Origin of the sequence: Salinicola tamaricis (genome assembly GCF_003006155.1) — a bacterium.
Lineage (GTDB): Bacteria > Pseudomonadota > Gammaproteobacteria > Pseudomonadales > Halomonadaceae > Salinicola > Salinicola tamaricis.
The window spans coordinates 3,259,678-3,282,576 of the sequence record NZ_CP023559.1 but is presented as its reverse complement, the minus strand read 5'-3'; the positions used below and the strand labels follow the sequence as shown (position 1 = coordinate 3,282,576).

Annotated in this window: 22 protein-coding genes and 4 pseudogenes; 16 read left to right on the top strand and 10 right to left on the bottom strand. The window is 67.9% G+C overall.

Going from position 1 to position 22,899, the window contains the following annotated elements; translation table 11 throughout:
• Positions 1-185: 185 nt before the first annotated feature.
• Genes CN538_RS15170 through CN538_RS15160 form a run of 3 tightly spaced genes read left to right on the top strand, consistent with a single transcriptional unit; the run spans position 186 to position 3,026 of the window.
• On the top strand, positions 186-965 hold the full coding sequence (locus CN538_RS15170) for a glycosyltransferase family 2 protein (RefSeq protein WP_106419979.1): 780 nt from the start codon (positions 186-188) through the stop codon (positions 963-965).
• The gene (locus CN538_RS15165; protein WP_106419978.1) at positions 962-1,255 is read left to right on the top strand and encodes a lipid-A-disaccharide synthase N-terminal domain-containing protein; all 294 of its coding nucleotides are present in this window, start codon (positions 962-964) and stop codon (positions 1,253-1,255) included. The genes CN538_RS15170 and CN538_RS15165 overlap by 4 nt, the downstream gene beginning before the upstream one ends.
• A gap of 16 nt (positions 1,256-1,271) precedes the next feature.
• Positions 1,272-3,026 (top strand): ArnT family glycosyltransferase, encoded by a 1,755-nt coding sequence (locus CN538_RS15160; protein WP_106419977.1) that lies wholly within the window; start codon positions 1,272-1,274, stop codon positions 3,024-3,026.
• Positions 3,027-3,097: 71 nt separating this feature from the next.
• Here the strand turns inward: CN538_RS15160 and CN538_RS25410 are convergent, their stop codons facing one another.
• Genes CN538_RS25410 through CN538_RS15150 form a run of 3 tightly spaced genes read right to left on the bottom strand, consistent with a single transcriptional unit; the run spans position 3,098 to position 5,189 of the window.
• Positions 3,098-3,370, bottom strand: coding sequence for an ATP-binding protein (locus CN538_RS25410; protein ID WP_340638135.1), 273 nt, complete (start codon positions 3,368-3,370; stop codon positions 3,098-3,100).
• Positions 3,286-4,530, bottom strand: coding sequence for a histidine kinase dimerization/phospho-acceptor domain-containing protein (locus CN538_RS15155; protein WP_340638134.1), 1,245 nt, complete (start codon positions 4,528-4,530; stop codon positions 3,286-3,288). The genes CN538_RS25410 and CN538_RS15155 overlap by 85 nt, the downstream gene beginning before the upstream one ends.
• A complete protein-coding gene (locus CN538_RS15150) occupies positions 4,527-5,189 on the bottom strand; it encodes a response regulator (RefSeq protein WP_106419976.1) in 663 nt (220 codons plus the stop codon). Before CN538_RS15150 ends, CN538_RS15155 begins: the two co-directional genes overlap by 4 nt.
• 273 nt (positions 5,190-5,462) lie before the next feature.
• Here CN538_RS15150 and CN538_RS15145 point away from each other — a divergent pair, with 273 nt between their 5' ends.
• The 4 genes from CN538_RS15145 (at position 5,463) to cobO (ending at position 9,168) form a co-directional block, all read left to right on the top strand.
• Positions 5,463-7,082: an ArnT family glycosyltransferase gene (locus CN538_RS15145; protein ID WP_164999618.1), complete on the top strand. Its 1,620-nt coding sequence runs from the start codon at positions 5,463-5,465 to the stop codon at positions 7,080-7,082.
• A gap of 49 nt (positions 7,083-7,131) precedes the next feature.
• Positions 7,132-8,115, top strand: coding sequence for an SDR family NAD(P)-dependent oxidoreductase (locus CN538_RS15140; protein WP_106419974.1), 984 nt, complete (start codon positions 7,132-7,134; stop codon positions 8,113-8,115).
• A gap of 77 nt (positions 8,116-8,192) precedes the next feature.
• Positions 8,193-8,513 (top strand): winged helix-turn-helix domain-containing protein, encoded by a 321-nt coding sequence (locus CN538_RS15135; protein WP_106419973.1) that lies wholly within the window; start codon positions 8,193-8,195, stop codon positions 8,511-8,513.
• Positions 8,514-8,568: 55 nt separating this feature from the next.
• The gene (cobO, locus tag CN538_RS15130; RefSeq protein WP_106419972.1) at positions 8,569-9,168 is read left to right on the top strand and encodes a cob(I)yrinic acid a,c-diamide adenosyltransferase; all 600 of its coding nucleotides are present in this window, start codon (positions 8,569-8,571) and stop codon (positions 9,166-9,168) included.
• Between the two features lie 38 nt (positions 9,169-9,206).
• Here the strand turns inward: cobO and CN538_RS15125 are convergent, their stop codons facing one another.
• Entirely contained in the window at positions 9,207-9,797 is a 591-nt protein-coding gene (locus CN538_RS15125) for a TroA family protein (RefSeq protein WP_164999617.1), read from the bottom strand.
• Entirely contained in the window at positions 9,701-10,087 is a 387-nt protein-coding gene (locus tag CN538_RS20470) for an ABC transporter substrate-binding protein (RefSeq protein WP_164999616.1), read from the bottom strand. The genes CN538_RS15125 and CN538_RS20470 overlap by 97 nt, the downstream gene beginning before the upstream one ends.
• A gap of 501 nt (positions 10,088-10,588) precedes the next feature.
• On the opposite strand from CN538_RS20470, the gene CN538_RS15120 reads away from it, so the two are divergent.
• Positions 10,589-11,176, top strand: coding sequence for an SIMPL domain-containing protein (locus CN538_RS15120; protein WP_242495195.1), 588 nt, complete (start codon positions 10,589-10,591; stop codon positions 11,174-11,176).
• A 103-nt stretch (positions 11,177-11,279) separates the two neighbouring features.
• On the opposite strand, the pseudogene CN538_RS15115 reads toward CN538_RS15120, so the two are convergent.
• Positions 11,280-12,730: pseudogene (locus CN538_RS15115) on the bottom strand (sodium-dependent transporter).
• A gap of 257 nt (positions 12,731-12,987) precedes the next feature.
• On the opposite strand from CN538_RS15115, the gene CN538_RS15110 reads away from it, so the two are divergent.
• The 3 genes and pseudogenes from CN538_RS15110 to CN538_RS23220 form a co-directional block, all read left to right on the top strand.
• Complete coding sequence (locus CN538_RS15110; protein WP_106419970.1) at positions 12,988-13,644, top strand: potassium channel family protein; 657 nt, start codon at positions 12,988-12,990, stop codon at positions 13,642-13,644.
• Between the two features lie 43 nt (positions 13,645-13,687).
• Positions 13,688-14,326: pseudogene (locus CN538_RS23225) on the top strand (potassium transporter TrkG); the annotation flags it as partial.
• Between the two features lie 133 nt (positions 14,327-14,459).
• A pseudogene (locus CN538_RS23220) lies at positions 14,460-14,813 on the top strand (potassium transporter TrkG); the annotation flags it as partial.
• 325 nt (positions 14,814-15,138) lie between these two features.
• On the opposite strand, the gene CN538_RS23215 reads toward CN538_RS23220, so the two are convergent.
• Both CN538_RS23215 and CN538_RS23210 read right to left on the bottom strand, forming a co-directional pair.
• Positions 15,139-15,375 carry a LysE family transporter gene (locus tag CN538_RS23215; RefSeq protein ID WP_242495193.1) on the bottom strand — a complete coding sequence of 79 codons (237 nt, stop codon included), beginning with the start codon at positions 15,373-15,375 and terminating at the stop codon, positions 15,139-15,141.
• A gap of 118 nt (positions 15,376-15,493) precedes the next feature.
• Positions 15,494-15,640, bottom strand: a complete 147-nt coding sequence (locus tag CN538_RS23210; RefSeq protein ID WP_242495191.1) for a hypothetical protein — start codon at positions 15,638-15,640, stop codon at positions 15,494-15,496.
• Between the two features lie 199 nt (positions 15,641-15,839).
• Here CN538_RS23210 and CN538_RS26435 point away from each other — a divergent pair.
• From CN538_RS26435 to CN538_RS15090, 4 genes and pseudogenes are all read left to right on the top strand, one after another.
• Positions 15,840-15,914 (top strand): annotated as a pseudogene (locus CN538_RS26435) (hypothetical protein); the annotation flags it as partial.
• A 64-nt stretch (positions 15,915-15,978) separates the two neighbouring features.
• Complete coding sequence (locus CN538_RS25405; protein WP_340638133.1) at positions 15,979-16,221, top strand: ArgP/LysG family DNA-binding transcriptional regulator; 243 nt, start codon at positions 15,979-15,981, stop codon at positions 16,219-16,221.
• The gene (locus CN538_RS25400; RefSeq protein WP_340638132.1) at positions 16,185-16,853 is read left to right on the top strand and encodes a LysR substrate-binding domain-containing protein; all 669 of its coding nucleotides are present in this window, start codon (positions 16,185-16,187) and stop codon (positions 16,851-16,853) included. Before CN538_RS25405 ends, CN538_RS25400 begins: the two co-directional genes overlap by 37 nt.
• Before the next feature lie 178 nt (positions 16,854-17,031).
• Positions 17,032-17,292: a hypothetical protein gene (locus CN538_RS15090; protein ID WP_106419969.1), complete on the top strand. Its 261-nt coding sequence runs from the start codon at positions 17,032-17,034 to the stop codon at positions 17,290-17,292.
• A 127-nt stretch (positions 17,293-17,419) separates the two neighbouring features.
• Here CN538_RS15090 and CN538_RS15085 read toward each other — a convergent pair whose 3' ends face one another.
• Entirely contained in the window at positions 17,420-17,746 is a 327-nt protein-coding gene (locus CN538_RS15085; protein ID WP_106420669.1) for an MTH1187 family thiamine-binding protein, read from the bottom strand.
• Positions 17,747-18,230: 484 nt separating this feature from the next.
• On the opposite strand from CN538_RS15085, the gene cfa reads away from it, so the two are divergent.
• Positions 18,231-19,382: a cyclopropane fatty acyl phospholipid synthase gene (gene cfa, locus CN538_RS15080; protein WP_106419968.1), complete on the top strand. Its 1,152-nt coding sequence runs from the start codon at positions 18,231-18,233 to the stop codon at positions 19,380-19,382.
• An 88-nt stretch (positions 19,383-19,470) separates the two neighbouring features.
• Here cfa and CN538_RS15075 read toward each other — a convergent pair whose 3' ends face one another.
• The gene (locus CN538_RS15075) at positions 19,471-22,602 is read right to left on the bottom strand and encodes a coiled-coil domain-containing protein (RefSeq protein WP_106419967.1); all 3,132 of its coding nucleotides are present in this window, start codon (positions 22,600-22,602) and stop codon (positions 19,471-19,473) included.
• Between the last annotated feature and the right edge of the window lie 297 nt (positions 22,603-22,899).

Below are 22,899 nucleotides of genomic sequence, written 5' to 3'. Positions count from 1 at the left end.
GCCTCGATCATGTCGATATTCGCATCGATGGTCGCAAGAGATACGCCATCGTTTGCCTTTTGCTCACTCTCCTTTCATAAAGGGCGGGTCTCAAGCGCACGGCCGGGGTGCCCGCTTGCCAGGAGCGGCAGGCGTGGCGTCGCGGAGCGTCCAATAAAAGTCCCATCGCCAGGAACTCAGCGTCAATGCATTCTCCACAGCTCTCGATTCTCATTCCCGCCAAGGACGAAGTCGGCAACCTGCCGGGGCTCCTCGACGAAATCTCCCGCGCCCTGCAGGAGATAGCGCACGAAGTGATCGTGGTCGACGATGCCTCCAGCGACGGTTCCTGGGAGATGCTGACGCGCCGCGCCGCGGCCGATTCGCGCCTGCGCCCGATGCGCCATGCACAGAGCGCCGGCCAGAGCACCTCGGTATGGCAGGCGGCCTGGGCCGCCCGTGGCACTTGGCTGGCGACCCTCGACGGTGATGGCCAGAACGACCCCGCCGATCTGCCGCGACTGTTCGAGCGCGCCTGTCGGGGCGATGTAGTGATGGTCGCCGGCCATCGCACCAATCGCCGCGATGACTGGCTCAAGCGGGTCTCTTCGAAGGTCGCCAACCGGGTTCGCTCGGCGCTGCTCAACGACGCCACCCCGGATACCGGCTGCGGGCTGAAGATCGTGCGCCGCGACGCCTTCCTCAATCTGCCCTACTTCGATCATATGCATCGCTTCCTGCCGGCGCTGGTGCGGGCTCAGGGCGGCGAGTGCGTATCGCTGCCGGTCAACCACCGCCCGCGCGGCACCGGCGCCTCGCACTACGGGCTCAATAACCGCCTGTGGGTCGGTCTGGTCGATATGGTCGGGGTGATGTGGCTGCGCCGGCGCAGCCGCCTGCCGGCGGCGATCGAGCCGCTGGCCGTGGCCGAGCGCCCGGCACAGGAAGCGGTAACTACACCGATCGAGGGGGAGGCCCGCGCATGAGTGCCGAGTGGGTATGGGTAGCGATCGGGTTCGTCGGTCAGGCGCTGTTTTCGGCGCGCTTCATCGTCCAGTGGCTGGCCAGCGAGCGCGCCCGGCGCAGCATCGTGCCGGTCGCTTTCTGGTTCTTCAGCCTGGGTGGCGGCGCCACGCTGCTCGCCTATGCCCTGTATCGGCGCGATCCGGTGTTCATCGCCGGCCAGGGCGCCGGGCTGATCATCTATGTCCGCAATCTGATGCTGATTCGCCGCGAGAAGCGCGAAAGCGCCGCCCCCAGCCAATCCTCGTCCTGAGCGGATATTCAAGGCCATGCGATCTTTCCTCGACGACCCCTCCCAGGCGCACTATCGGCGCGCCTGGCTGCTGCTGTTACTGCTGGCGATCGTGCTGCTGGGTATCGGTATCGGGCTACGCGACCCCTGGCCCGCCGACGAGCCGCGCTTCGCCCTCAACGCGCTGGAGATGCTGCGTACCGGCCAGTTCTGGTTCCCCCATCGCGGCGGCGAGCTCTACCCCGACAAGCCGCCGGTGTTCATGTGGGCCTCGGCGCTCTCGATCTGGCTGACCGGCTCGGTGCGCCTCGGTTTCCTGATCCCGACCACGCTCAGCGCCCTTGGCGCCCTGCTGCTGGTGGTCGATCTCGGCCGGCGCCTGCATGGGCGGCGTGTCGCCCTGCTCTCGGGCCTGGCACTACTGACCGCGTTCCAGTTCGTACTGCAGGCCAAGACCGCGCAGATCGACATGATGCTGACCTTCTTCACCACCCTCGGCGCCTACGGGCTGCTGCGCCATGCCCTGCTCGGCCCGGCCCGACGCTGGTGGCTGATCGGCTGGGCGGCAATGGGTATCGGGGTGATCACCAAGGGCGTGGGTATCCTGCCGCTGGCGCTGCTGCCGGCATGGCTATGGTTCGGCTATCGTGGCCGTGCGCTGCGCCTCGGCCTCAAGGAGCTGCTGCTGGGACTGGCGGTGATGCTCGCCTGCATCGCTGCCTGGGCCATCCCGATGATGCTGATGGCCAGCTTCAGCGGCGACCCGGCGCTCGCCGCTTACCGCGACAACATCCTGTTCAAGCAGACCGGACAACGCTATGCCGACTCCTGGACTCACCTGGAGCCGTGGTATTACTACGTCGTCAAGGTGCTGCCGTGGGCCTGGATGCCGCTGGTGCTGGCACTGCCGTGGGCACTGCCGGCCTGGTGGCATCGGCTCAAGCGCAGCGATGCGAGAGTCTGGCTGCCACTCAGCGCGGTCATCCTGATCGTGGTGTTCTTCTCGCTCTCGCCGGGCAAGCGCGGCGTCTATATGTTGCCCACATTGCCACTGCTGGTGATGGCGCTGGCGCCGCTGCTGCCCGGGCTGATCCGCCGCCGCGGCCTGCACCGCGCCGCTTTCGTGGTGCTGGCGCTGCTCGCCGGTCTACTGCTGCTCGCCGGCATCCTTGGCGCGTTCGGCCTGCCGGCGCTGGCGCGGGTGGCCGAGCGTCATCAGGTCGACCCCTGGGCCTGGTGGATCGTGATCGGCGCGCTGGGGATCGGTCTGCTGGCCTGGACCCGCCCGGCCCGCGGGCTGTGGGCGCTATGCGGCTGGCTGGTGCTGTTCTGGCTCAGTTGGTCCACCTGGGGCTATGCGCTGCAGGATCACGCCCGCTCGCCGCGCGACATGATGACCCAGGTCGCTGAGATCACCGGGCCCCAGGCGTGGTTGGCCCTCCCCGACTTCGACGAGGAGTTCCTGCTCCAGGCGCGCCAGCCCAGCGTCCAGTTCGGTGACAAGACCCCGGCCGGTGAGCAGTTCCAGCGCGCCTTCGCCTGGCTCAAGCAGGGCGATGACCGCTGGCTGTTCGCGATGGAGCGCCAGGCCAAGGACTATTCGTGCATCGCGCGCGATCAGATCACCGACATGGGCGTACAGAATGGTGACGACTGGTGGCTGATCCCGGCCCGCGCCGCGATCCAGTGCCAGGGTGACCCCAACGCCGCCCCAGTGTTCGTCGCCCCACCACCCTGCCCGATCCCGACGGCGACGCCCCGAGCTTATGAGTCCCGCTCCCCGGCCCCATAGCCGGGGAGATCATCCGCAACGGCTCGCGAAGGGGGCGAGCACCGAGTTAGCCTCGCCACAACGTCGTTCCCTCACAACGCATCCGACGCGCGAGGCGCAATCACCGGCTGCTGCCATACCAACCGCACTTCCAGGCCGCCTTCGGGCCGGTTGGACAGCCTCATGTTCAACTGCTGGCGCTCGGCGATCTCGACCGCGATGGAGAGCCCCAGGCCGCTACCGCTGATGCGCTGGTCGGCGGCGCGCTGGAAGCGCTGGGTCACCGCCTCGAGCAGCGCCTCGGGAATTCCCGGGCCGCTGTCGCGGATCGACAGCCACGGCCTGTGCTCTGGGGTCTGGCCCATGGCCACCTCGACTCGCCCCCCGCCGGGGTATAGCGCAGGGCGTTATCGAGTAGGTTGCGGATGAGAATGCCCAGCTCGGTGGCATTGCCCTCGAGACTCAGCGCCGGGTTTTCGGTGATCTCCAGCGTCTGCTGCTGCGACTCCGCCAGCGGCCACAGCTCGGCGGCCAGATCGAGCACCAGCGAAGAGAGCTCCACCTTTTCCGCCACCGCGCCCTGATCATCCAGCTCCAGGCGCGCCAACAGCAGCAGTTGTTCGACCACTCGCTGCAGCCGCTCGATGCCGTTGTAGGCCTTGTCCAGAGCACTGGGTTCGCCGAAACGCGCGTTATCGAGATGAATCTTCAGCGCCGCCAACGGGGTGCGCAGCTCGTGGGCCGCGTCCGCGGTAAAGCGGCGCTCGCGTTCCAGGGTCTGCCCCAGCCGCTCGATGAAGTCGTTGAGCGCACCGCGCAGCGCCTGCAGCTCCTGAGGTACTGCGACTCGGATCGGGCGCAGGTCCTTCTCGTCCCGCGCCTCGACCTGACGCGACAGCTCCTCGATCGGCGCCAGGCCGCGCCGGATCAGACGCGCCATCAGCCACAAAAGGATCGGCAGCGTCAGCAGCAGCGGTACGAAATTGCCCAGGGCGACCTTGTTGAACAGCTCGCTCTGGAAGGCGTCGCGCAGGCCGATACTGAGCCAGCGTCCGCCGGCGATCGGCATGCTGAAGGTGCGCCAGCGATGATCCTGATAGCTGACCCAGCGATGCCCCTCGTGATGGGGCGCCGGGAAGCTGGTGCCGTCGGCATCGTCGTGCCAGCGCGCACCCATCAGAATAGGCCGGCCGCTATCGCTCCACACCCCCAGCGAGATCATCTTCTCTTCGTGATCGTAGAGCACCGGCGCGGCCAGATCGGTGAGCAGATTGCCGGTGCTGCCGTACCAGCGCGCGAAGTGGCCCGGCTGGGAGAGCTGGGCGGCGATCCTGGCATACTCGTCCGCGGTGGAGCGCTCGGTCACCAGGCCGGCAACGATACGCCCCTGCAGGCTCAGTTGAGCGTCGAAGATCTCTTCCATCTCGTGGCGGGTGACGAAATAGGCCGCGGTCACCGCCAGCGACATGACCACCAGCAGCAGCGTGGCCAGCGCCCAGTTCAGATAACGTCGAATCGAGGTCATGCCACGCGGCTGTCCAACCGATAGCCGATGCCGCGCACGGTAGTGATCAGTTGCTTGTCGAGCTTGCGCCGCAAGTGGTGCACATGCACCTCCAGCGCATTGGAGCCGACCTCCTCCCCCCAGCCGTAGAGCAGGCTTTCGAGCTTGGGTCGCGACATCACCTTGTCGCGATGGCGCGCCAGTTCGAGCAGCAGCGCAAACTCGCGCCGCCCCAGGATGACCGGCTCACCCTTCCAGGTGACCTCGTGCTGGGATTCGTCGATGGAGAGCCGCCCGATGGTCAAGAGCTGGGTCGAACGCCCCTCGGCACGCCGAGTCACCACGCGCATGCGGGCGAGCAGCTCCTGTAGGTCGAAGGGCTTGAGCACATAGTCGTCGGCGCCCGCGTCGAGACCCTCGATGCGCTGCTCGACGGCATCCCGGGCGGTCAGGATCAAAACCGGCAGCGCAGACTGGCGACGAACTTCCTTGAGGACGGCCAGGCCGTCGATATCCGGCAGGCCCAGGTCGAGCACCACCAGCGAGAAGGGTTCGATCTTGACCGCCTCGAGCGCCTCGCGCCCGCGGGTGAGCCAGTCCACCACGTAGCCTTCGCGAATCAGGGCCGTGCGAATGCCATCCCCCAACAGCGGATCATCCTCCACCAACAGTACGCGCATCGTCGTCGTCCACTTCCTTTTCGTTGTCTGGCGAGCGTTGTCCGCCCGGCGTGCCGTACGAATTCGCGCCGATGAATCGCCGGCCAGCGCCCGGCGACGCTATCACGCGCTCATTGAGTCACAGCCAGCTTAACGCTTCCTTAGCCTGCCGCGGGCCCGGCGCGCCGGAAACCGCCCGCGCCCCAGAACGCCACGACAGTAATATTGCGTTAAGACTCAGCGTACACAGTAGCCGCCGAGTCAGGTAGAGAACCCAGAGCCGTGATGACGACCTTGAAGAAAAGCCTAAGCCTTCCCGCCCTGTGCTGGGACGCCCGCTACCGCGATACGCTGGCTATCGCTCTGCTATGGACGCTGGCCGTCATCGGCGCGCTGTCGCGCCCGCTGATGCCGATCGACGAGACCCGCTACGTCTCGGTCGCCTGGGAAATGTGGCACGCCCACTCCTGGGTGCTGCCATTGATGAACGGCGAGCCCTACTCGGACAAGCCGCCGCTGCTGTTCTGGCTGATCCAGGCCGGCTGGGGGGTGTTCGGCGTCAACGCCTGGTGGCCCAAACTGATCGCGCCGCTGGCGGCACTGGTGGCGATGCAGCATCTCTACCGCATCGCCCGACGTCTGGGCTATGCCGGCAGCCGCGCCCGCGTGGCACCGATGGTGCTGATGGCGATGCTGATGTGGAACCTCTACAGCGGCGCGCTGATGTTCGACATCCTGCTCACCGCTTGCCTGCTGGGTGCGATCAGTCCGCTGGTGAGCGGCGCCCTGACCCGTCGGCGCGCGCTGCAGTGCGGCGTCTGGCTGGGCCTGGCCCTGCTCGCCAAGGGCCCGGCGGTGTTCGTCACCTTCGGCCCGATCCTGCTCGGCCTGCGCTGGTGGCGCACCGAACCGCTGGGCGCCGGCGGGCGCCGGCGCCTGCTGCTGGCACTGGCCCTGGGCATCGCCATACTCGCCGCCTGGGCGCTGACCGCCGCCGTGATCGGCGGACACGCCTACGCCCGCGAGCTGCTGTGGGGTCAGAGCGTCGATCGCCTGCATGACTCCATGGCTCACGCCCGGCCGCTGTGGTGGTACCTGCCGTGGCTACCGGTGCTGCTGTTCCCGTGGTCGCTGTGGCCGGCAGCCTGGCCACGCCGGCCGCGCCAGCGTCACCAGCGGCTGATGTGGATCTGGGCACTGGTGCCGTTCGTGCTGTTCTCGCTGATCAGCGGCAAGCAGATCCACTACCTGATGCCGCTGCTGCCGGCGCTGGCGCTGATGGTCATGGACCGTCTGGCGCAGCCCGAGGAGGAGCGTCCGCGCCGAGTGCGCGCCGTGGCCGCGGCGATCATCGCCCTGGGGTCGCTGGGGCTTGGCCTTGCGCTGTTCGGTCATGGCGTGCTGGATGCCACCACGCTGTCGCTCTTCGGCAGCCTGGCGCTGATTGCCTGGGGGGCGATCGTGTGGCGCTGGCGACCCGCCAAACGCAGTATCGCCGCACGCGGGCTGGCACTGGGCAGCGGCATCGCGCTGCTGATCCTGGCCCAGCTGATGCTGGCGCCGCTGTGGCCGCGCTATGACGTGACCCGCCCCGGCGAGCTGATCGCCCAACTACAGCTGGACGCCAAGCCGGTGGCCTTCGACGGCGACTACCAGGCCACGTTCCAGTTCGCCGGACGCCTGGAACATCCGCTGGCGATCCTCAGCTCGCCCGAGGACGCCTGTGCCCTCCATCAGGCACATCCGAATGCCTGGATCGTCGGCCGCGACCGTGACTGGCGGCGCTATATCGCCGACGCCAGCGCCGTGCACAGTTTCGACTACCGCGGCGGCACGCTGGATATCCTGCCGACCCGGGCACTCTTCCACGCCGACCAGTCGGCGCTCTGCACCGCCACCACGCCGGCGCCTTGAGCGCCGGCGGGACCAGTCTTCTCTCCCAAGACCCAGCTCAGGACCCCGCATGAACATTCTCGTCACCGGCGCCGCTGGCTTCATCGGCTTTCATCTCACCCGGCGCCTCGCCGCCGAGGGTCATAGCGTCGTCGCGCTGGACAATCTCAACGACTATTACGCGGTGGCGCTCAAGCAGGCGCGTCTCGAGCGCCTGGGCAAGGTGCGCTTCGTGCGCCAGGATATCGCCGACCTCGCCGCGCTGGATGGGCTGTTCGCGCGGGAGCGCTTCACCCACGTGATGCACCTGGCAGCCCAGGCCGGGGTGCGTCACTCGGTTAGCCACCCGCACCAGTACGGCCACAGCAATCTCACCGGCTTTCTCAATCTGCTCGACGTGTGCCAGCGCCATGCAGTCGAGCATCTGCTCTACGCCTCTTCCAGCTCCGTCTACGGGCGTCAGCAGCGACTGCCGTTCTGCGAAAGCGACCCGGTCGATACGCCGGCCTCGCTCTACGCCGCGACCAAGCGCGCCAATGAGATGATGGCCTACAGCTACGCCGACCTGCACCGTCTGCCCGCCACCGGCCTGCGTTTCTTCACCGTCTACGGCCCCTGGGGGCGCCCGGACATGGCGCCATGCCTGTTCGCCGAGCGCCTGCTGCGCGGCGATCCCATCGCGGTGTTCAACCATGGCCGCATGGCGCGGGATTTCACCTATATCGACGACATCGTCGAGAGCCTGGTGCGGCTGCTGCCCCGAGCGCCCGCCGGCGACACCGGCGCACCGCACGCGCTCTATAACGTCGGCCGCGGCGACCCGGTGGCCCTGCTCGACTTCATCGACTCCCTGGAAAGCGCCCTGGGCGCCCAGGCCCCACGCGACTTCCAGCCGATGCAGCCGGGCGACATCGAACGCACCTGGGCCGATACCACGCGCCTGCGCGAGGCCACCGGCCATGTGCCGCAGGTGCCACTGGAGACCGGCATCGAGCGCTTCGCCGCCTGGTACCGCGAGCAGCGGCCGCTGATGCAGCAGGTGATGGCGGGCTGAGCCACGCCGCGACGGGCTCGTCGTCGCTGCGCGCATATCGTAGGATGAGCGCCCAGCCAGCAGCCAGAGCCCTGCGCATGTCGCTCAGCAAGACTCGCACCAGCTTCTATCGCCGCCTCTACGTCGCCCACCTGATCGACGCGGGGCTGGCCACCAGCGTCCCGGCGCTGGTGGCAGCCACCGGCATGCCGCGGCGCACCGCCCAGGACACCCTCGCCGCCCTGGGCGAGCTCGACATCCGCTGCGAGTTCGAGCAGACCCCCGGCGCGCGCCACCTCAGCGGGCGCTACGTGATCCACGACTGGGGCCCGCTATCGGCCGACTGGATCGCCAACCACGCCGCCGCCCTGGCCCAGACCCTGGGCTATCCGCCGCCACCCACCACGCCCGCCGAGTAACGCGACGCCCGCGCGCGTCTCACCGCCAGCCAGGCATCGCCAGACAGGAGCCAGCATGACCGACCGCCAGCAGCGCCATCAGCGCGCGATGCAGAAACTCAAGGCCCATGTCGATGACAAGGTCGCCGCCGCCGACCAGCAGCGCGGCCTGCTGCTGGTGTTCACCGGCAACGGCAAGGGCAAGACCACCGCCGCCTGGGGCACGGTGACCCGCGCCCTGGGTTACGGCTATCGCGTCGGCGTAGTGCAGTTCATCAAGGGGCTGTGGGAGTGCGGTGAGCGCGAGCGGCTGGCCGATGACCCCCATCTCGAGGTGTCGATCATGGCCACCGGCTTCACCTGGGAGACCCAGAACCGGGAGAGCGATACCGCCGCCTGCCAGGCGGTATGGCAGGACGCCGAGCGCCTGCTCGCCGACCCCGAGGTCTATCTGGTGGTACTCGACGAGATCACCTACATGCTCAAGTTCGGCTATCTCGACATCGACACCGTGCGCCAGGCGATCGCCGCCAGGCCGCCGGAGCAGAGCGTGATCGTCACCGGACGCAACGCCCATCGCGAGCTGATCGAGATGGCCGATACGGTAAGCGAGATGCAGGACGTCAAGCACGCCTTCGATGCCGGCATCCAGGCCCGCCGCGGCATCGACTATTGATCACGGCATCGACTATTGATCACAGCATCGATGAGCGATCACAGCGACGACTGAGCGTGTCGTCTACTGACCCTGCCCTTCACTGGGGCTGGAGGATGCCAGCCGCGCGGCGGCGTCGGCCAGATCCGCGCACATCTGGCGTGCGCCTGCGCCAGCCGCGGCCCGGGGCGGCTGACCGCGTCGGGATCGAGGCTGTAAAGGGTGCCGCTAGCCACCGCCGGCAGCGCCTCGTGCCCGGCCCAGAACGCCTGCCAGGCGTCGTCTTTCGCAGCGGCGACAATCACCTGGGGGCGCGCCAGCAGCAGCGCCTCCCAGCCGATCTCCGGCACCAGCACCGGGGCATCGGCGAACAGCGGCTCGCCGCCACAGTGCTGGATCACCCGGGTCACGATCTGACCGCCGGCCAGGGTGGTCAGCGGTGCCTGCCCCAACTGATAGAACACCCGGGGCGCCGGCGTGAGCTGCTGACGACTCTCCAGCAGGGCACGTTCGAAGCGCGCTGCGGCACGCTCCCCCGCCGCCGGATGGCCGCTCAGCAGGCCAATATCGCGCAGGTTGCCGGCAATGTCGGCAAGTCGCCGCGGCTCACTGCGGTAGACCGGAATCCCCAACGCCTGGAGCTGGCGCACCAGGTCATCCGGGGTGCCACTCCCCACGCCAGTACCAGGTCCGGCTGCGCCGAGACCACCGCTTCCAGCGCAATGCCGCGATAGCTACCGACCCGAGGCAGCTCGCGGGCCGCCGCCGGGTAGTCACTGCCGGCGATCACTCCGACCAGCTGCGCGCCGGCCCCGGCGGCAAAGGCGTCCTCGACCAGATGCGGCGCCAGCGCGACGATGCGCTTAGCAGGCGCGGCGAGCGTCAGCGCTTCGCCATGATCGTCGACCACCCGTATCTCGGCCTGGGCCGGGAGCGCCACCAGGTTCAGCGCTACCAGACTGAGTAGTGCGAGGCTCAGTGCTAAACGCGAGAAGCCTTGGGCCTGACATAGACTTCGTGAACGAGACAGACGTTGCGCCTGATACAAGCCGCCAAGCCAGGGCAGATGTCTGGTGCCAAGGCGAATGATTAGGGAAAAAGCGCGCATGGCGACCCTTCTCGCTTGGGACATGGGCACCAGCGAGCATAGCATGAGAGGCTAAGCCCAGCGTGCGTCAGCGATGGCAGTTGCTGCCATCGACGGCATGATCTCTGGAAGTCAGCCACGACAGCAAGGAAACGCCATGATTCGCTATCGCCCGAACGCCGTCCGTCCGCTCACGCGCCGTCTACCGCGCACCCTCGGCCTGGGGGCCGTCGGCCTGCTGGCGGGCCTGAGCCTGGCCACCCGGCGCTGGCCGACAAGACCCCGCACGAGCTGCGCGTCCAGGCCAATGCCACCCTGAGCGTCGCCCCCGATACTGCGACCCTCGATGCACGCTTGTGGGAGCGCACGCCGGCGCAGGCCCAGGGCAGCGAGACCAGCGGCGATGCCGCCGCGCTCAAGCAGGCTCGCGAGCGGCTCGAGCAGCGCACCGGCGAGCTGATCCGCACCCTGGAGAAGGCCGGCATCCCGCGTGACGCCATCCGCGCCGGCTCGCTCAGCGTAAGGCCCGACTATGTGCCGTCACCGCAGCGTGGCGACGACACCCAGCCGCCGCAGGTACGCACCCAGCTGGAGCGCCCGATCACCCTCACGCTGGACGATCTGGAGCGGCTGCCGCGGGTACTCGACGCCCTCACCACGGCCGGGGTCGATGCCCTCGATGGCGTCACCTACGGGCTCAAGGACAGCGACGCCGCCGACGACCGAGCACTGGCTCAGGCGCTCCAGCGCGCCCGGGCCAAGGCCAAGCTGATGGCCAAGACCCTGGACGTGGATCTTGGCGACGTGATCAGCGTCGAGGAGACCACCGCACCCAGCTTCAAGCCGCAGATGATGATGATGCGTGCCGCGCCGAAGATAGCGCCGGCCGTGCACCGGAGTATCGCAGCGGCGAGATCGACATCGACGCCGGGGTCAACGTGACCTGGTCGATCGACGACTGACACTGCCGGTCGAGCCCGCTCTCTGCGCCGCGAGCCCCGCGGCGCAGAGAGCTTCTCAAGAGATCTGCCCCACTCGATTTGTCTTACGACGCCTGACGCTGCGTCGCGCGGCCCAGCGCGATCTCGCCGATCAGCGCCACCAGCAGGATCGCCGCGACCCAGCGCAGGTCGAAGCCGGCGCCCAGCCAGCCCAGCGCATCCAGGAACACCACCAGGATCGCCAGCGGGCTGACATAGCGGATCACGAACTGCCACAGCGCGAACGCGCCGCCAGGCAGCCCCAGCTCCTCGCGCACCACTTCACGCCGCAGCACGAAACCGGCCAGCAGCGCCGTGCCCAGCCCGCCGAGCGGCATCATCAGGCGTGAGGTGAGGAAGTCGAGCCAGTCGAACACGGTCTTGCCCGCCAGGGTCCAGTCGGCACCGATGTTGAACGACAGCATCGCCAGCGTGCTCACCAGCCACAGCACGATCCCCACGCCCCAGGCGGCACGTCGCCGGGCCATGCCATGGCTCTGGTTGAGCCAGGCCACGGTCGCCTCGATCATCGAGATCGCCGAGGTCAGCGCCGCCACCGCCAGCATCAGGAAGAACACCACTTCCACCACGCCGCCGAACGGCATCTGCGCGAACGCCAGCGGCAGGCTCATGAAGATCAGCTCTGGCCGGAGGCCGGGTCCATGCCGTTGGCGAAGATCACCGGGAAGATCGCCAGTCCCGCCATCAGCGCGACCAGGGTGTCGCAGAGCGCCACCGTCAGGGTGGTACGGCCGATCGACTGCTGCGCCGGCAGGTAGGCGCCATAGGTCAGGATCGCTCCGGAGGCCAGCGACAGGGTGAAGAAAGCGTGTCCCATCGCCGCGAGTACCGCAGGCCCGGTCAGCTTCTGCGGATCGAAGGCGAAGAGGAAGTGGAAGCCCGCGCCGAAGCCGCCGCTGAACAGCGCATAGACGATCATGATCGCCAGCATCACCACCAGCCCGGGCATCATCCAGCGCACGCTGCGCTCGATCCCCGCCTGCACACCCTTGCCGACGATCGCCATGGTGGCGATCGTCACCAGGGTGCTCCAGAAGCCCAGGTTCCAGGGGTTGGCGTTGTTGTCGGCGAAGATCGCCGCCATACCGTCGACGCTATCCGCCTGCAGCCCACCGGTGACCGCCTTCCACAGATAAGAGACCGACCAGCCGGCGACCACCACGTAGAACGACAGCACCATGAAGCCGCACAGCATCGCCATCCAGCCGAAAGCCGACCACAGCCCGCTGCGACCCGACTCCCGTGCTACCCGGCGGATCGCATCCACCGGGCTGCCGCGGCCACGACGGCCGAGGGCGATCTCGGCCATCATCACCGGGACGCCGATGGCAGCGATGCACAGCAGATAGACCAGCACGAAAGCGCCGCCGCCGTACTCGCCGGTCATGTAGGGGAATTTCCAGATGTTGCCCAGGCCCACGGAGGAGCCGGTGGCGGCGAGCACGAAACCCCAACGGCCGAGCCAGAGGGTCTTGGTGGGTGCGGTGTCGGTCATGATTCCTCGAACGCAAAGCGCGCCTGACGGACCAGGCAGCGAATGGAGCGCGATGACACGGTCCCGATGGCCGCGCCTGCGAAAATGCGGCGGGGATTGTACCGTCGGCTCGGCGCCGATGCGACAGCCGTGCCTCTCGGCGCTCGGGATCACCTATCAGAGCTTGGCAGTGCCTGCCGCGGTTTGGCCGATGTCGCGGCTTGTGCCAAGCTGCGGGTCTGCGTCCGCACCGTGGCGGACGATACGAGGAGTGATCGATGTCCCGGCAATTCGCCATTCTCGGCCTGGGCTATTTCGGCAGCACCGTGGCCCGCGAGCTCAAGCGTCATCAGAACCAGATTCTCGGCGTCGATCGCGACGAAACGCGGGTCGACGCGCTCTCGGACCTGCTCGACCACGCCGTGATCGCCGATCTCACCGACGAAAAGGCGCTCGCCGAGCTGTCGCTGGAGTCCTACGACGCGGTGGTGATCGATGTCGACGGCAACCTCGAGGCGAGTGTGATCTGCACCCTGCACGTCAAGGAGCTGGGGGCCAAGGAGATCTGGGCCAAGGCGCACAGCGACGCCCACTACAAGCTGCTCAAGCGTCTCGGCGCCGACCGCGTCATCTACCCGGAATACGACGCCGGCGTGCGCGTGGCGGAGAGCCTCAACTACCACGCCATGGTCGATTTCATCCGTCTCGGTGAGCGCCAGTTCATCGTCGAGGTCGAGACCACCGAACGGCTGGTCGACAACTGCAAGAGCGTGGCCGAACTGGCGATCGACCGGGACTCGCTGTTCCTGGTGGCGATCAAGCGCGGCGAAGAGGTGATCCAGAACCCCGCCGACGACACCACGCTGCAGGCCGGCGACAACCTGGTACTGATGGGCGATCTCGACGCCCTGCGCGAAATCGGCAAACAGATATGAGCGGCGTGCCGCGGGCTACCGTCCGCCACATGGGGGTACGCCGATGAGACGCTGGCAACGCCTGCGCAAACCGCTGCGCCGGGCCCCCCACGGTAGCGTTCTGCGCCTGTCACCGCCCGAGGTGCTGCTGCTCGGCTTCGCCCTGCTGTGCGCGCTGGGAGCGCTGCTGCTGTGGCTGCCGGGCAGCGCGGTGCGCCCGCTGGCCTGGCACGAGGCGCTGTTCACCGCGACCTCGGCGGTCACCGTGACCGGTCTCAGCGTGATCGACGTCGGCCACGATCTCACCTTCACCGGCCAGGCGGTGCTGCTGGTCCTGATCCAGATCGGTGGCCTCGGCTTCATGACCTTCGCCGCACTGACGGTACTGCTGATCGGCGCGCGCCTGCCGATCCAGCAGCAGAACCTGGTGCGCGAAGCCCTCGGCGAGATCGCCTTCAGCGACGTGCGCCATCTGGTCAATCTGGTGATCCTGTTCGCGCTGCTGGTGGAGAGCCTGGGCACCGCGCTGCTGGCCGCTCACTGGGTGCCCGAGTACGGCTGGCGCCTGGGCCTGTGGAACAGCCTGTTCCACGCCGTCTCGGCGTTCAACAACGCCGGCTTCTCGACCTGGTCCGACAGTCTCATGGGCGAGGTCGACGACCCGCTGGTCAACGGCGTGATCACGCTGCTGTTCATTGTCGGCGGCCTGGGCTTCGTGGTGGTCAGCGATATCTACCGCCAGCGCCGCTGGTCGCGCCTGGCAATGCAGACCAAGGTGGTACTGCTGGCCACGCTGTGGCTCAACCTGATCGCCACCGCCATCCTGCTCGGGCTGAGTGGTCGAATCCCAAGACGCTGGGCGCCATCGGCGATATCTTCGGCCGGGTCCAGGCTGCTGGTTCCAGGCCGTCACCCCGCGTACCGCGGGCTTCAATACCCTCGATACCGGGTCGCTCACCAACGCCTCGACGCTGCTGACCATGGTGCTGATGTTCATCGGTGCCGGTTCCAGCTCCACCGCCAGCGGGATCAAGATCACCACCTTCGTGGTGCTGCTGCTGACCGCCCGCGCCTTCTACCGCAACACCGAGCAGCCCACGGCGTTCGGCCGCTCGATCCCCCAGGAGACGGTGATCAAGGCGATCACCGTGGCCCTGGCGGGGGTACTGCTGGTGGTGCTGGCACTGTTCGGGCTGACCATCACCGACGCCGACAAACCGTTTCTGGATCTCGCCTTCGAGACCGTCTCGCGCCTTCGGCACCGTGGGGCTGTCGCGCGGCGTCACCAGCGATCTCTCGCTGCCGGGTCAATTCCTGCTCGGGCTGACCATGCTGCTGGGGCGTGTGGGGCCACTCTCGGTAGGTTACTTCCTGGCCACGCGGCGGGCCCGCGGCGTGCGCTACGCGCGCGGCGATATCCAGATCGGCTGAGGTGCGGCGGCGGACGGCATGGGGCGAGGCCTCGCTGCCGGCCGTGCCGTCAGCCCAGCGCCAGATGCAGCGCCACCCACAGCATCACCAGCGCCACGCCGAGGTCGATGCCGCGCCACCAGCGCGGGTCGCGCAGGCGTGGCGCCAACCACTGGGCCAACCCCACCACCAGACAGAGAACCAGACCAGCGAGGCCATGGCAGCACCGGCGACGAAGGCCGGCGGGCTCGCCTGCTGGCTGCCGATCAATCCCAGCATTACCAGAGTATCGAGATAGACATGCGGGTTCAGCAGCGTCACGCCGAGGGTCGCCAGCACCACCGGCGTGCATGTCGCCGCCCCCTGCCGCCGGCGACAGCACCTGCGGACGGCGCGCGCGCCCCAGCGCCAGCCACGCCTGAGCAGAGCCAGGCGACCCCACCCCAGCGCGCCAGCTGCATCAAAGCGGGTTTCGTGCCAGCAGCGGCGCGAACCCCGCCACGCCGACGGCGATCAACGCCAGATCGCACAGCGCGCAGATCGCCGCCACCCGTAGCGCGTACTCCTGGCGCAACCCCTGACGCAGAAACGAAGGCGTTCTGGGCACCGATCGCCACGATCAACCCGGCCCGATCAACCCCTGCAGCAGTGAGACGACAAGCGGCGCAGCAGGGGCGTGCCAGGGGTGAATCCGGCGTCGAGGGAGAGGTTCATGTCACGGGTCCTGAGATGGGCAGAGGCCCGCAGAATGGCGTGCTATGCTCTATTAATTGAAGTAAAACCCTAATGAATCATTAGGAACGCTAATGCTCGACTACAAGCTACTCGAAGCCCTCGCGGCGATCGTCGACCAGGGCGGGTTCGAACGCGGGGCGCAGCAGCTCAATCTGACCCAGTCGGCGGTGTCGCAACGCATCAAGCTGCTCGAGGCGCGTCGGTCAGCCGGTGGTGCGTACACCGCGCCTGCTACCCACGCCGCTGGGCCAGCGCTTGCTCAATCACGCCCAGCAGGTGCGTCTGCTCGAGCACGATCTGCTCGACCGCATCCCTGCCCTGGGCGAGGGCACCCAGCGCCTGCGTCTGGCGATCAACGCCGACAGCCTGGCGACCTGGTGGGCGCCGACCATCGGTGACTTCTGCCACCGCGCGGGGTGCTGCTCGATCTGGTGGTCGACGACCAGGAGGTAGCCCTGCGACGCATGCGCGATGGCGAGGTCGCCGGCTGCATCTGCGCCACCGCGCGTCCGGTCCAGGGCGCCCGTTCGCGCCCGCTGGGGCACATGCGCTACCGGGTCACCGCTAGCCCCGGCTTCGCCGAGCGCTATTTCCCTGAGGGTGTCTCGACCCAGGCGCTGGCGCGGGCACCGGCGATTCTCTATGGCCCCGACGACCGCCTGCAGCAGCGCTACCTCGACAGCCAGGGCTTCAAGGAGCCCTTCCCCCACCATCTGTGCCCGTCATCCGAGGGAGTACTGCACATGGTGCTGGCGGGCATCGGCTATGCGCTGATCCCGGAGTGCCAGGCGCAGACCACCCTCGAGCGCGGCGACCTGGTCGATCTCGATCCCGGCCGGCCGCTGGACGTGCCGCTCTACTGGCACTTTGGCGCCACGGCGGCGAGCTGCTGGACGCGCTCACCGTCCACCTGTTTTCCGCCAGCGACGACTGGCTGCTGCCATGGAGGCGTCGACAAGCGCCAGCGGTTAATCGGTGCGACTCATATCAGCAGCGAAACTTGCGCAACGCCCCTGAAGTGTCGCTATTTGGCAACGTTTTTCCGAGATTTTCCAATGACTTGCGAAGACGGCGCGAGCATCTAGACTCAACCTTATCGGTACCCGGATGAGATACCGTAATTTGTGCACAAGGAGAATGTGATATGACCCTTCCGACTCTCGACAACGTCTGCTGATCGCCCTCGCCGCCGGCCTCTCGCTGACCGCCCTGGCCGGTTGCGCCAGCGACAGCAGCTCACTGGAGAAGGACAGCTCGCAGTACGTGGTCACCGGCCTGGGCGACGATCAGGACGAGGCGCTGGAGAACGCCAAGGAGCGTGCCCTGGAGCAGTGCGAGTCCGAAGATCGTGAGGAGTTCGTGATCGTCAAGCAGCAGATCCTCGGACCCAACGATGGCGCCAGAAAGGCGGCCGAGGTCAATGCCCAGATGGAGGGCGCCACGGTCAACGAAGATACCGAGCTGCAGGCGGCCACCCAGGAAGGCGATGGCTACAAGGCGACCTGGACCATCCGCTGCCGCTGAACGACTGACACCCCCTGAGACTCAGGCCCCGGCGCGCTCGCCCGGGGCCGATTTTTTTGAGCCGCTGCCCGACACCGACCGCTGTCAGTCGCCAGCGTGGCGGGCACGCCGCCAGGCGCTGCCGAGGCTACGTTTTGGAACCGCCCGGGGCAGAGGCGCGCAGGCGCGTCTCGACGCTCGCGACCTTGTCGTCCATGCGCTGCTCGCGGTCGGTGCGGGTACCCAGTTTCAGCGTGGTGGTGATGCGTGGCGCACCCATGGCGTGAACGCGCTCATGGCACGCCTTGACCACTGCCATCACCGCGTCCCAAGGCCCTTCGATATTGGTGCCGTAGGCATGCATGCGGTAGCCGAGCCCCGAGGCCTCGATCACCCGCTGACACGCTGCCACGTACTCGGATACCGAGACACCGACGCCCAGAGGCACCACGCAGAGGTCCACGATCACCTGCATGGACGCCTGGCGCTCGTCGTTCATGTCGCTTTTAATATCGTCACTGCTCATAGTCGTCGCTCGTTCGGATATGCGGATGTCGACGGTCATCATCGCCGGCCCTTTCAGGCCGAGACTAGCACTCGACGCGTGCCCTGCCGATGCCGGTGACGCAGAAGAGAAAGCCTGGCGTCACCAATCCCCAACGAAGAGCTGGAATAATCGTCCAGGCGCGCTACGCTAAGAAGGGTAAAGAAGTTAGCACGCAATGTAATTGCCCGGTGGCACCGGTCGCCACCGGGTAACGCTTAGGGAACAGGCGCCACACCGCTCCTCATCCGCCATCGTTCATCGCTCGGGTCGTTTTAGGCGAATCGAGACGCCAACCGGGATAGGCCGTCACTCGCGTCATCTCATGCCTCTCCCTCTCGGCTTTCATCGCATGTACGCCCTGGCATCGCCGTGCGGCCGGGGGAGCGCCACGCGCTCCATGCGAGGAACGACGATGATCAGTAATTCACCCATGGCCCCCGTGGCACTACCCGATACCCGCGCCCGCCACACCATCGAGAAGATGCTCGAAGGTTCCGGCGTCACCCTCAACGGCAGCCAGCCTTGGGACATTCGTGTCCACCACCCCGATCTGTTCGCGCGCATCGTGCGACAGGGCTCGATCGGCTTCGGCGAAGCCTACATGGATGGCTGGTGGGAGTGCGAACGCATCGACGAGATGATGCACCGCCTGCTGCGCCACGGGCTCGGCGGCGCCGCCCACACGCCCGCGGGGCGGCTGCTCTACCGGCTGCGCTCGAGCTTCATGAACCTGCAGAGCAAGGCGCGCGCCTATATCGTCGGCCGCGAGCACTACGATCTCGGCAACGACCTGTTCACGCGCATGCTCGATGCCACCCTGTGCTACTCCTGCGCCTACTGGAAACAGGCGACCACGCTGCACCAGGCCCAAGTCGCCAAGCTCGACCTGGCCTGCCGCAAGCTGGCGCTCGAACCGGGCATGCGGGTGCTCGACATCGGCTGCGGCTGGGGCAGTTTTGCCGAGCACGCCGCGCGCCACTATGGCGTCGAAGTGACCGGCATCACCATCTCCGAGGAGCAGGCCAAGCTCGCCCGCGAGCGCTGCGCGGCACTACCGGTGGAGATTCTGCTGGAGGATTACCGCGATCTCGACGGCGAATTCGACCGCATCGTCTCGATCGGCATGTTCGAGCACGTCGGCCAGCGCAACTACGCCACCTATTTCGACACCGTCACGCGGCTGCTCAAGCCGGGCGGGCTGTTCATGCTGCACACCATCGGCTCCAACACCAACGAGGTGAGCGCCGACCCCTGGATCAACAAGTACATCTTCCCCAATGGCGTGCTGCCCTCGGTACAGCAGATCAGTGATGCCAGCGAGGGCAAGCTGGTGATGGAGGATTGGCAGAACTTCGGCCCGGATTACGACACCACCCTGATGGCGTGGCAGGAGAACCTGCTCCACCACTGGCACGAGATCGCCGATCACTACAGCGAGCGCGTCAAGCGCATGTTCCTCTACTATCTGGGCGCCTGCGCCGGGGCCTTTCGCGCCCGCGAGCTACAGCTGTGGCAGGTGGTGTTCTCGCACGCGCGCCAGGGCCGCTACGATGCCCCGCGCTGAGCCAGGTGCTGAACTGCGTACTGCGCTGAACCGAGTGTCACGCTGCGCGGCCTCTCGCCGAGGCCGCACAGCCGTCAGTCTCTAGCCACTACTCCGCGGTGGCCGGCGTGACGTGGATGCCGAACAGGCTCGCCTCACCGCTGCCGCGCCCGGTCTCCTCGGGGGCGACCTGGCGCCCGTCGCGCACGATGACGTGCCCACCCTGCCCCTGCTGGCCGCCGATCACGCTGCCCACCAGGTAGGTGGGGAAGATGCTCGGGTCGTTCTCGTAGTTGGGGTTGTGGATCAGCCCGATCATCTGGAAGCGCCCGCGGGTGTTGCGCAACGACTCCAGCGAGTCCTGGATTAGACGCCGGTGGGAGAGCTTGGAGAACAGCCCGTCGAGCAGGATCACGCTCTCGCGGCTGGCCCGCGCGCGGCGCTTGTGGGTTCCCGGCAGCTCGCGCAGCTCGCGCTCGATGGCGAACTCCGAGAGCTTGACCAGCCACATCAGCGATACCGCCTCGCGCTGTCCTTCCGACATGTCCTCGTTGAGCGAGAACAGCCGCCCGTGTGGGCGGATGGCATCGTGCTTGATGCGGATACTCACCGCCTGGAACAGCCCACGATAGATACGCCGGCGAATCTGCCGGGTCAGCTCGTCGTCGCGCCCGCCCTTGTTCTGGGCAGCCTCGCCGGACTGCTCCAGACGCCGCCGCTGCACCGCCAGGTGGGCGTCGATGTCCGCCAGCAGCTGCTGGATCAGCTCGCGCACAGCGTCGTCGGCGATCAGCGCCGCCTTGACCTCGAAGTAGGCACCGCCGTCGCTCGAGCGGCTCGCCACCCGCTTGAGGATCTCGAGATTGCCGGCGGCATCGATGATGATCGAACTCAGACGTTCGACCAGAGTGTCCTCGATCTGCTCACGCGAGGTGTGCAACCGGGCGACCCGAGTACGGTGCTCGTCGAGCTGTCCCTGCAACTGACGGTGGAGACCGCGCAAGGACTCCAGCGCCGCGTGGCTGACCCCTTCCAGGGTGCCCAGACGCGCGCGCTCTGACTCGTTGAACAGCCGGCTGGCGCTGGCCGCTTCCAGCGACAGCGCCAGCGCCTTCTCACGCGCGGTGACATCGCGGGCCTGGCGCTCGCGATTGCGCGCGCGTTCGCCCAGATTGAGCCCGCCCAAGCCGTCGAGCAGGGTCTGCTGGCAAGTTTCGAACGCCACCGGGTCGAAGGCCTCGCTATCTTCAGGGTCGAGCGAGGCGTGCGCCCAGCGCCGCCAGTCGGCCAGCGCGGCGTCGAGGCGTTCGGCCTCGTCGTGGTCCTGCGGCCAGCCGGCGCCGGCATCGGCCAGGGCGCGCTCGGCCCAGCCCTCGGGCAGCTGGCGCAGCACTTCGAGCCAAGCCACGGCGAGCTGGTCGGTGATATTGAGCGCCTGCTGGTGGCGCGCCAGACGGCTCTCCAGCGTTTCCTGCTCACGGCCGTTGTGGCGGCGCTTGTCGCGGGTCTCCTTGAGCGTCTGCTTGAGCCGCCCAATATCGCGCTCCAGGGTGCGGTTGCCGCCCTTCTCGTCGCGCACGTCAAGGAAGGCGCGAATGCGCTCGAAATCGAAGTCGGCGCGCCGACTGGTCGCGGTCAGAGCGGCCTGCAGCGCGCCTCGCGCTGCTCGGCCTGCTGCCATGAAGCCGGGGCCGCCCTCGGCGACGAACGCCGCCAGGCGGCGCAGACGCTCGCGCTCACCGTCGGCGAACAGCTGGCGCAGTTGCTCGCGATGGCTGTCGCGTCGTGCGTCCAGCGCCTCGCTCTCCAGCGTCAGCTCGGCCAAGGTCTCCTCGAGTTCCGCTGCCTCCTCGGCCACCGCCGCGAGGCTGGCGTCGATCTCCTCCAGACGTTCGACACCGCCGGCACTGGCGAAGCGCTCCGCCGCCAGCCAGCCTTCGCCGTGGGTCTCGAACTCCCGCGCCAGACGTTCGCGCTCGGGGGTGTGCTCGGCCAGGCGCTGCTCGACCTGGGCGCGCGCCTGGCGCGCCGCGGCCAGCGCCGCCTCGCCCCCCTCCTCAAGGAAGCGCTGATAGTCGTCGATCGCCTTCAGCGCGGCCTCGCCGAGGCGTGGCGTCAGCGCCTCCTGTTCGGCGAGGAGGCGGGCCTGGCGCTCCTCCAGGGCAGCCAGTTCCACCGCTGCCTCGCGGCTCACGGCCTCGGCCGCGCGCAGCGCCAGAGCGAAGCGTTCGCCGTGCGGGTCGAGACGCTCGATCTCGGCGCCCAATGCCGCCAGGCGCTGGTGGTCGATCTCGAGGCGCTGCTGGGTCTCGTCGCGCAGCGCGGTGAGATAGGCCGGGTCCAACGCCGCCTTGACCGCCAGCGTCTCCACGCCTTGAATCGCGCCCAGCGGCAGCTCGCCGCGGGCCAGCGTGGCACGCAGCCGCTCTCCTTCGAGCACCGGCACCCCGCAGCCGCCATCGATCAGGCACTGCGCGGCTTCACGCGCTGCCGCCTCGCCCTCGACCACCGGTGCGAACAGCTGCCCCGCGGCCTGGGCCAGCCAGTCGCGGCGTACCTGGGTGTCGGCCTCGGCTGCTGCCAGTACCTCGTGCAGCGGGCGGAAGGCGATCTCGCTTGCCGTCAGCAGGCGCTGCGCGTCGCTCTCCGCCGCCAGCCGCGCCAGCGGGTCCCCACTCAGACTCTGCAGATAGCGCTCGCGGGCTTCGATCGCCTCTTCGAGCCCTTCACGCTCGCGCAGCAGCCGCGGATAGCGCGCCTTGGCATCCTTGAGCCACGCCTCCGGCGACTGCTCGCTGCAGTCGCCGAAGTCCGCCTGCGCCTGCACCAGGCGTTTGAGCTCGCTGCGCTGCTGGCTCAGTTCGTGCAGCCGGTCCTGGCACTCCCGCGACTGGCGATAAAGGGTGTCGCGCAGATGCACCGGCGCGGCATCGGCGTGCCAGTGGCGGTAGCGTTCGGCGGCGTCTTCCAGCGGCGCCAGACGCCCTAGACGCGCGTCGAGATCGGCCAGCTCGCGGCGCGCATCGGCGAGGATCTGCTCGTGCTCGCTCAACGCGCTGCGCCGCGCGTCCCAGAAGCCGATCGCCGAATGCGTAGGCCACTGTTCATTGAACGCCTGCCACGCCTGACGTCCGGCGGCCAGCGGCGCCAGTTCGCCCTCGAGCCGCTGGCGCTGCTCGCGCGCGCTGCACTGCCTGGAGGGTACGCTCGCGCTGGGCGTTGAGATTGGCGGCCTGGGCATCCCACTCGCCGAGTTCCGCTTCCAGCGTCTCCTGTCGCTCCTGCTTGAGGGCAAGCACCGCTTCCGGCGTGGCATCGGGGTGTTCGCGTTCGAAGTCCGCATACCACTGCGCCGGCTGCTTGAGCTCGCCCATGCGCCCGAGGTGCTCGGCATGCTCGCGGCGCGCCTGTTCCAGCGCCTCGCGGGCGACCTCGCGGGTCGCCTCGGGCGTCTCCAGCTCGGCTTCGCTGAACAGCCCCTCGGCGAGCGCTTGGGTGTAGACGCTCTGGTTGTCGATGAAGTCGCGCTGACGCGACT

Coding starts and splice junctions, on each gene's coding strand:
- CN538_RS15110 (WP_106419970.1), top strand. CDS start 12,988: ATGTCCCGGCAATTCGCCATTCTCGGCCTGGGCTATTTCGGCAGCACC.
- cobO (WP_106419972.1), top strand. CDS start 8,569: ATGACCGACCGCCAGCAGCGCCATCAGCGCGCGATGCAGAAACTCAAG.
- CN538_RS15170 (WP_106419979.1), top strand. CDS start 186: ATGCATTCTCCACAGCTCTCGATTCTCATTCCCGCCAAGGACGAAGTC.
- CN538_RS15160 (WP_106419977.1), top strand. CDS start 1,272: ATGCGATCTTTCCTCGACGACCCCTCCCAGGCGCACTATCGGCGCGCC.
- CN538_RS15165 (WP_106419978.1), top strand. CDS start 962: ATGAGTGCCGAGTGGGTATGGGTAGCGATCGGGTTCGTCGGTCAGGCG.
- cfa (WP_106419968.1), top strand. CDS start 18,231: ATGATCAGTAATTCACCCATGGCCCCCGTGGCACTACCCGATACCCGC.
- CN538_RS15140 (WP_106419974.1), top strand. CDS start 7,132: ATGAACATTCTCGTCACCGGCGCCGCTGGCTTCATCGGCTTTCATCTC.
- CN538_RS25410 (WP_340638135.1), bottom strand. CDS start 3,370: ATGGGCCAGACCCCAGAGCACAGGCCGTGGCTGTCGATCCGCGACAGC.
- CN538_RS15075 (WP_106419967.1), bottom strand. CDS start 22,602: ATGCCCAGGCCGCCAATCTCAACGCCCAGCGCGAGCGTACCCTCCAGG.
- CN538_RS15135 (WP_106419973.1), top strand. CDS start 8,193: ATGTCGCTCAGCAAGACTCGCACCAGCTTCTATCGCCGCCTCTACGTC.
- CN538_RS15150 (WP_106419976.1), bottom strand. CDS start 5,189: ATGCGCGTACTGTTGGTGGAGGATGATCCGCTGTTGGGGGATGGCATT.
- CN538_RS15085 (WP_106420669.1), bottom strand. CDS start 17,746: ATGCAGGTGATCGTGGACCTCTGCGTGGTGCCTCTGGGCGTCGGTGTC.
- CN538_RS15155 (WP_340638134.1), bottom strand. CDS start 4,530: ATGACCTCGATTCGACGTTATCTGAACTGGGCGCTGGCCACGCTGCTG.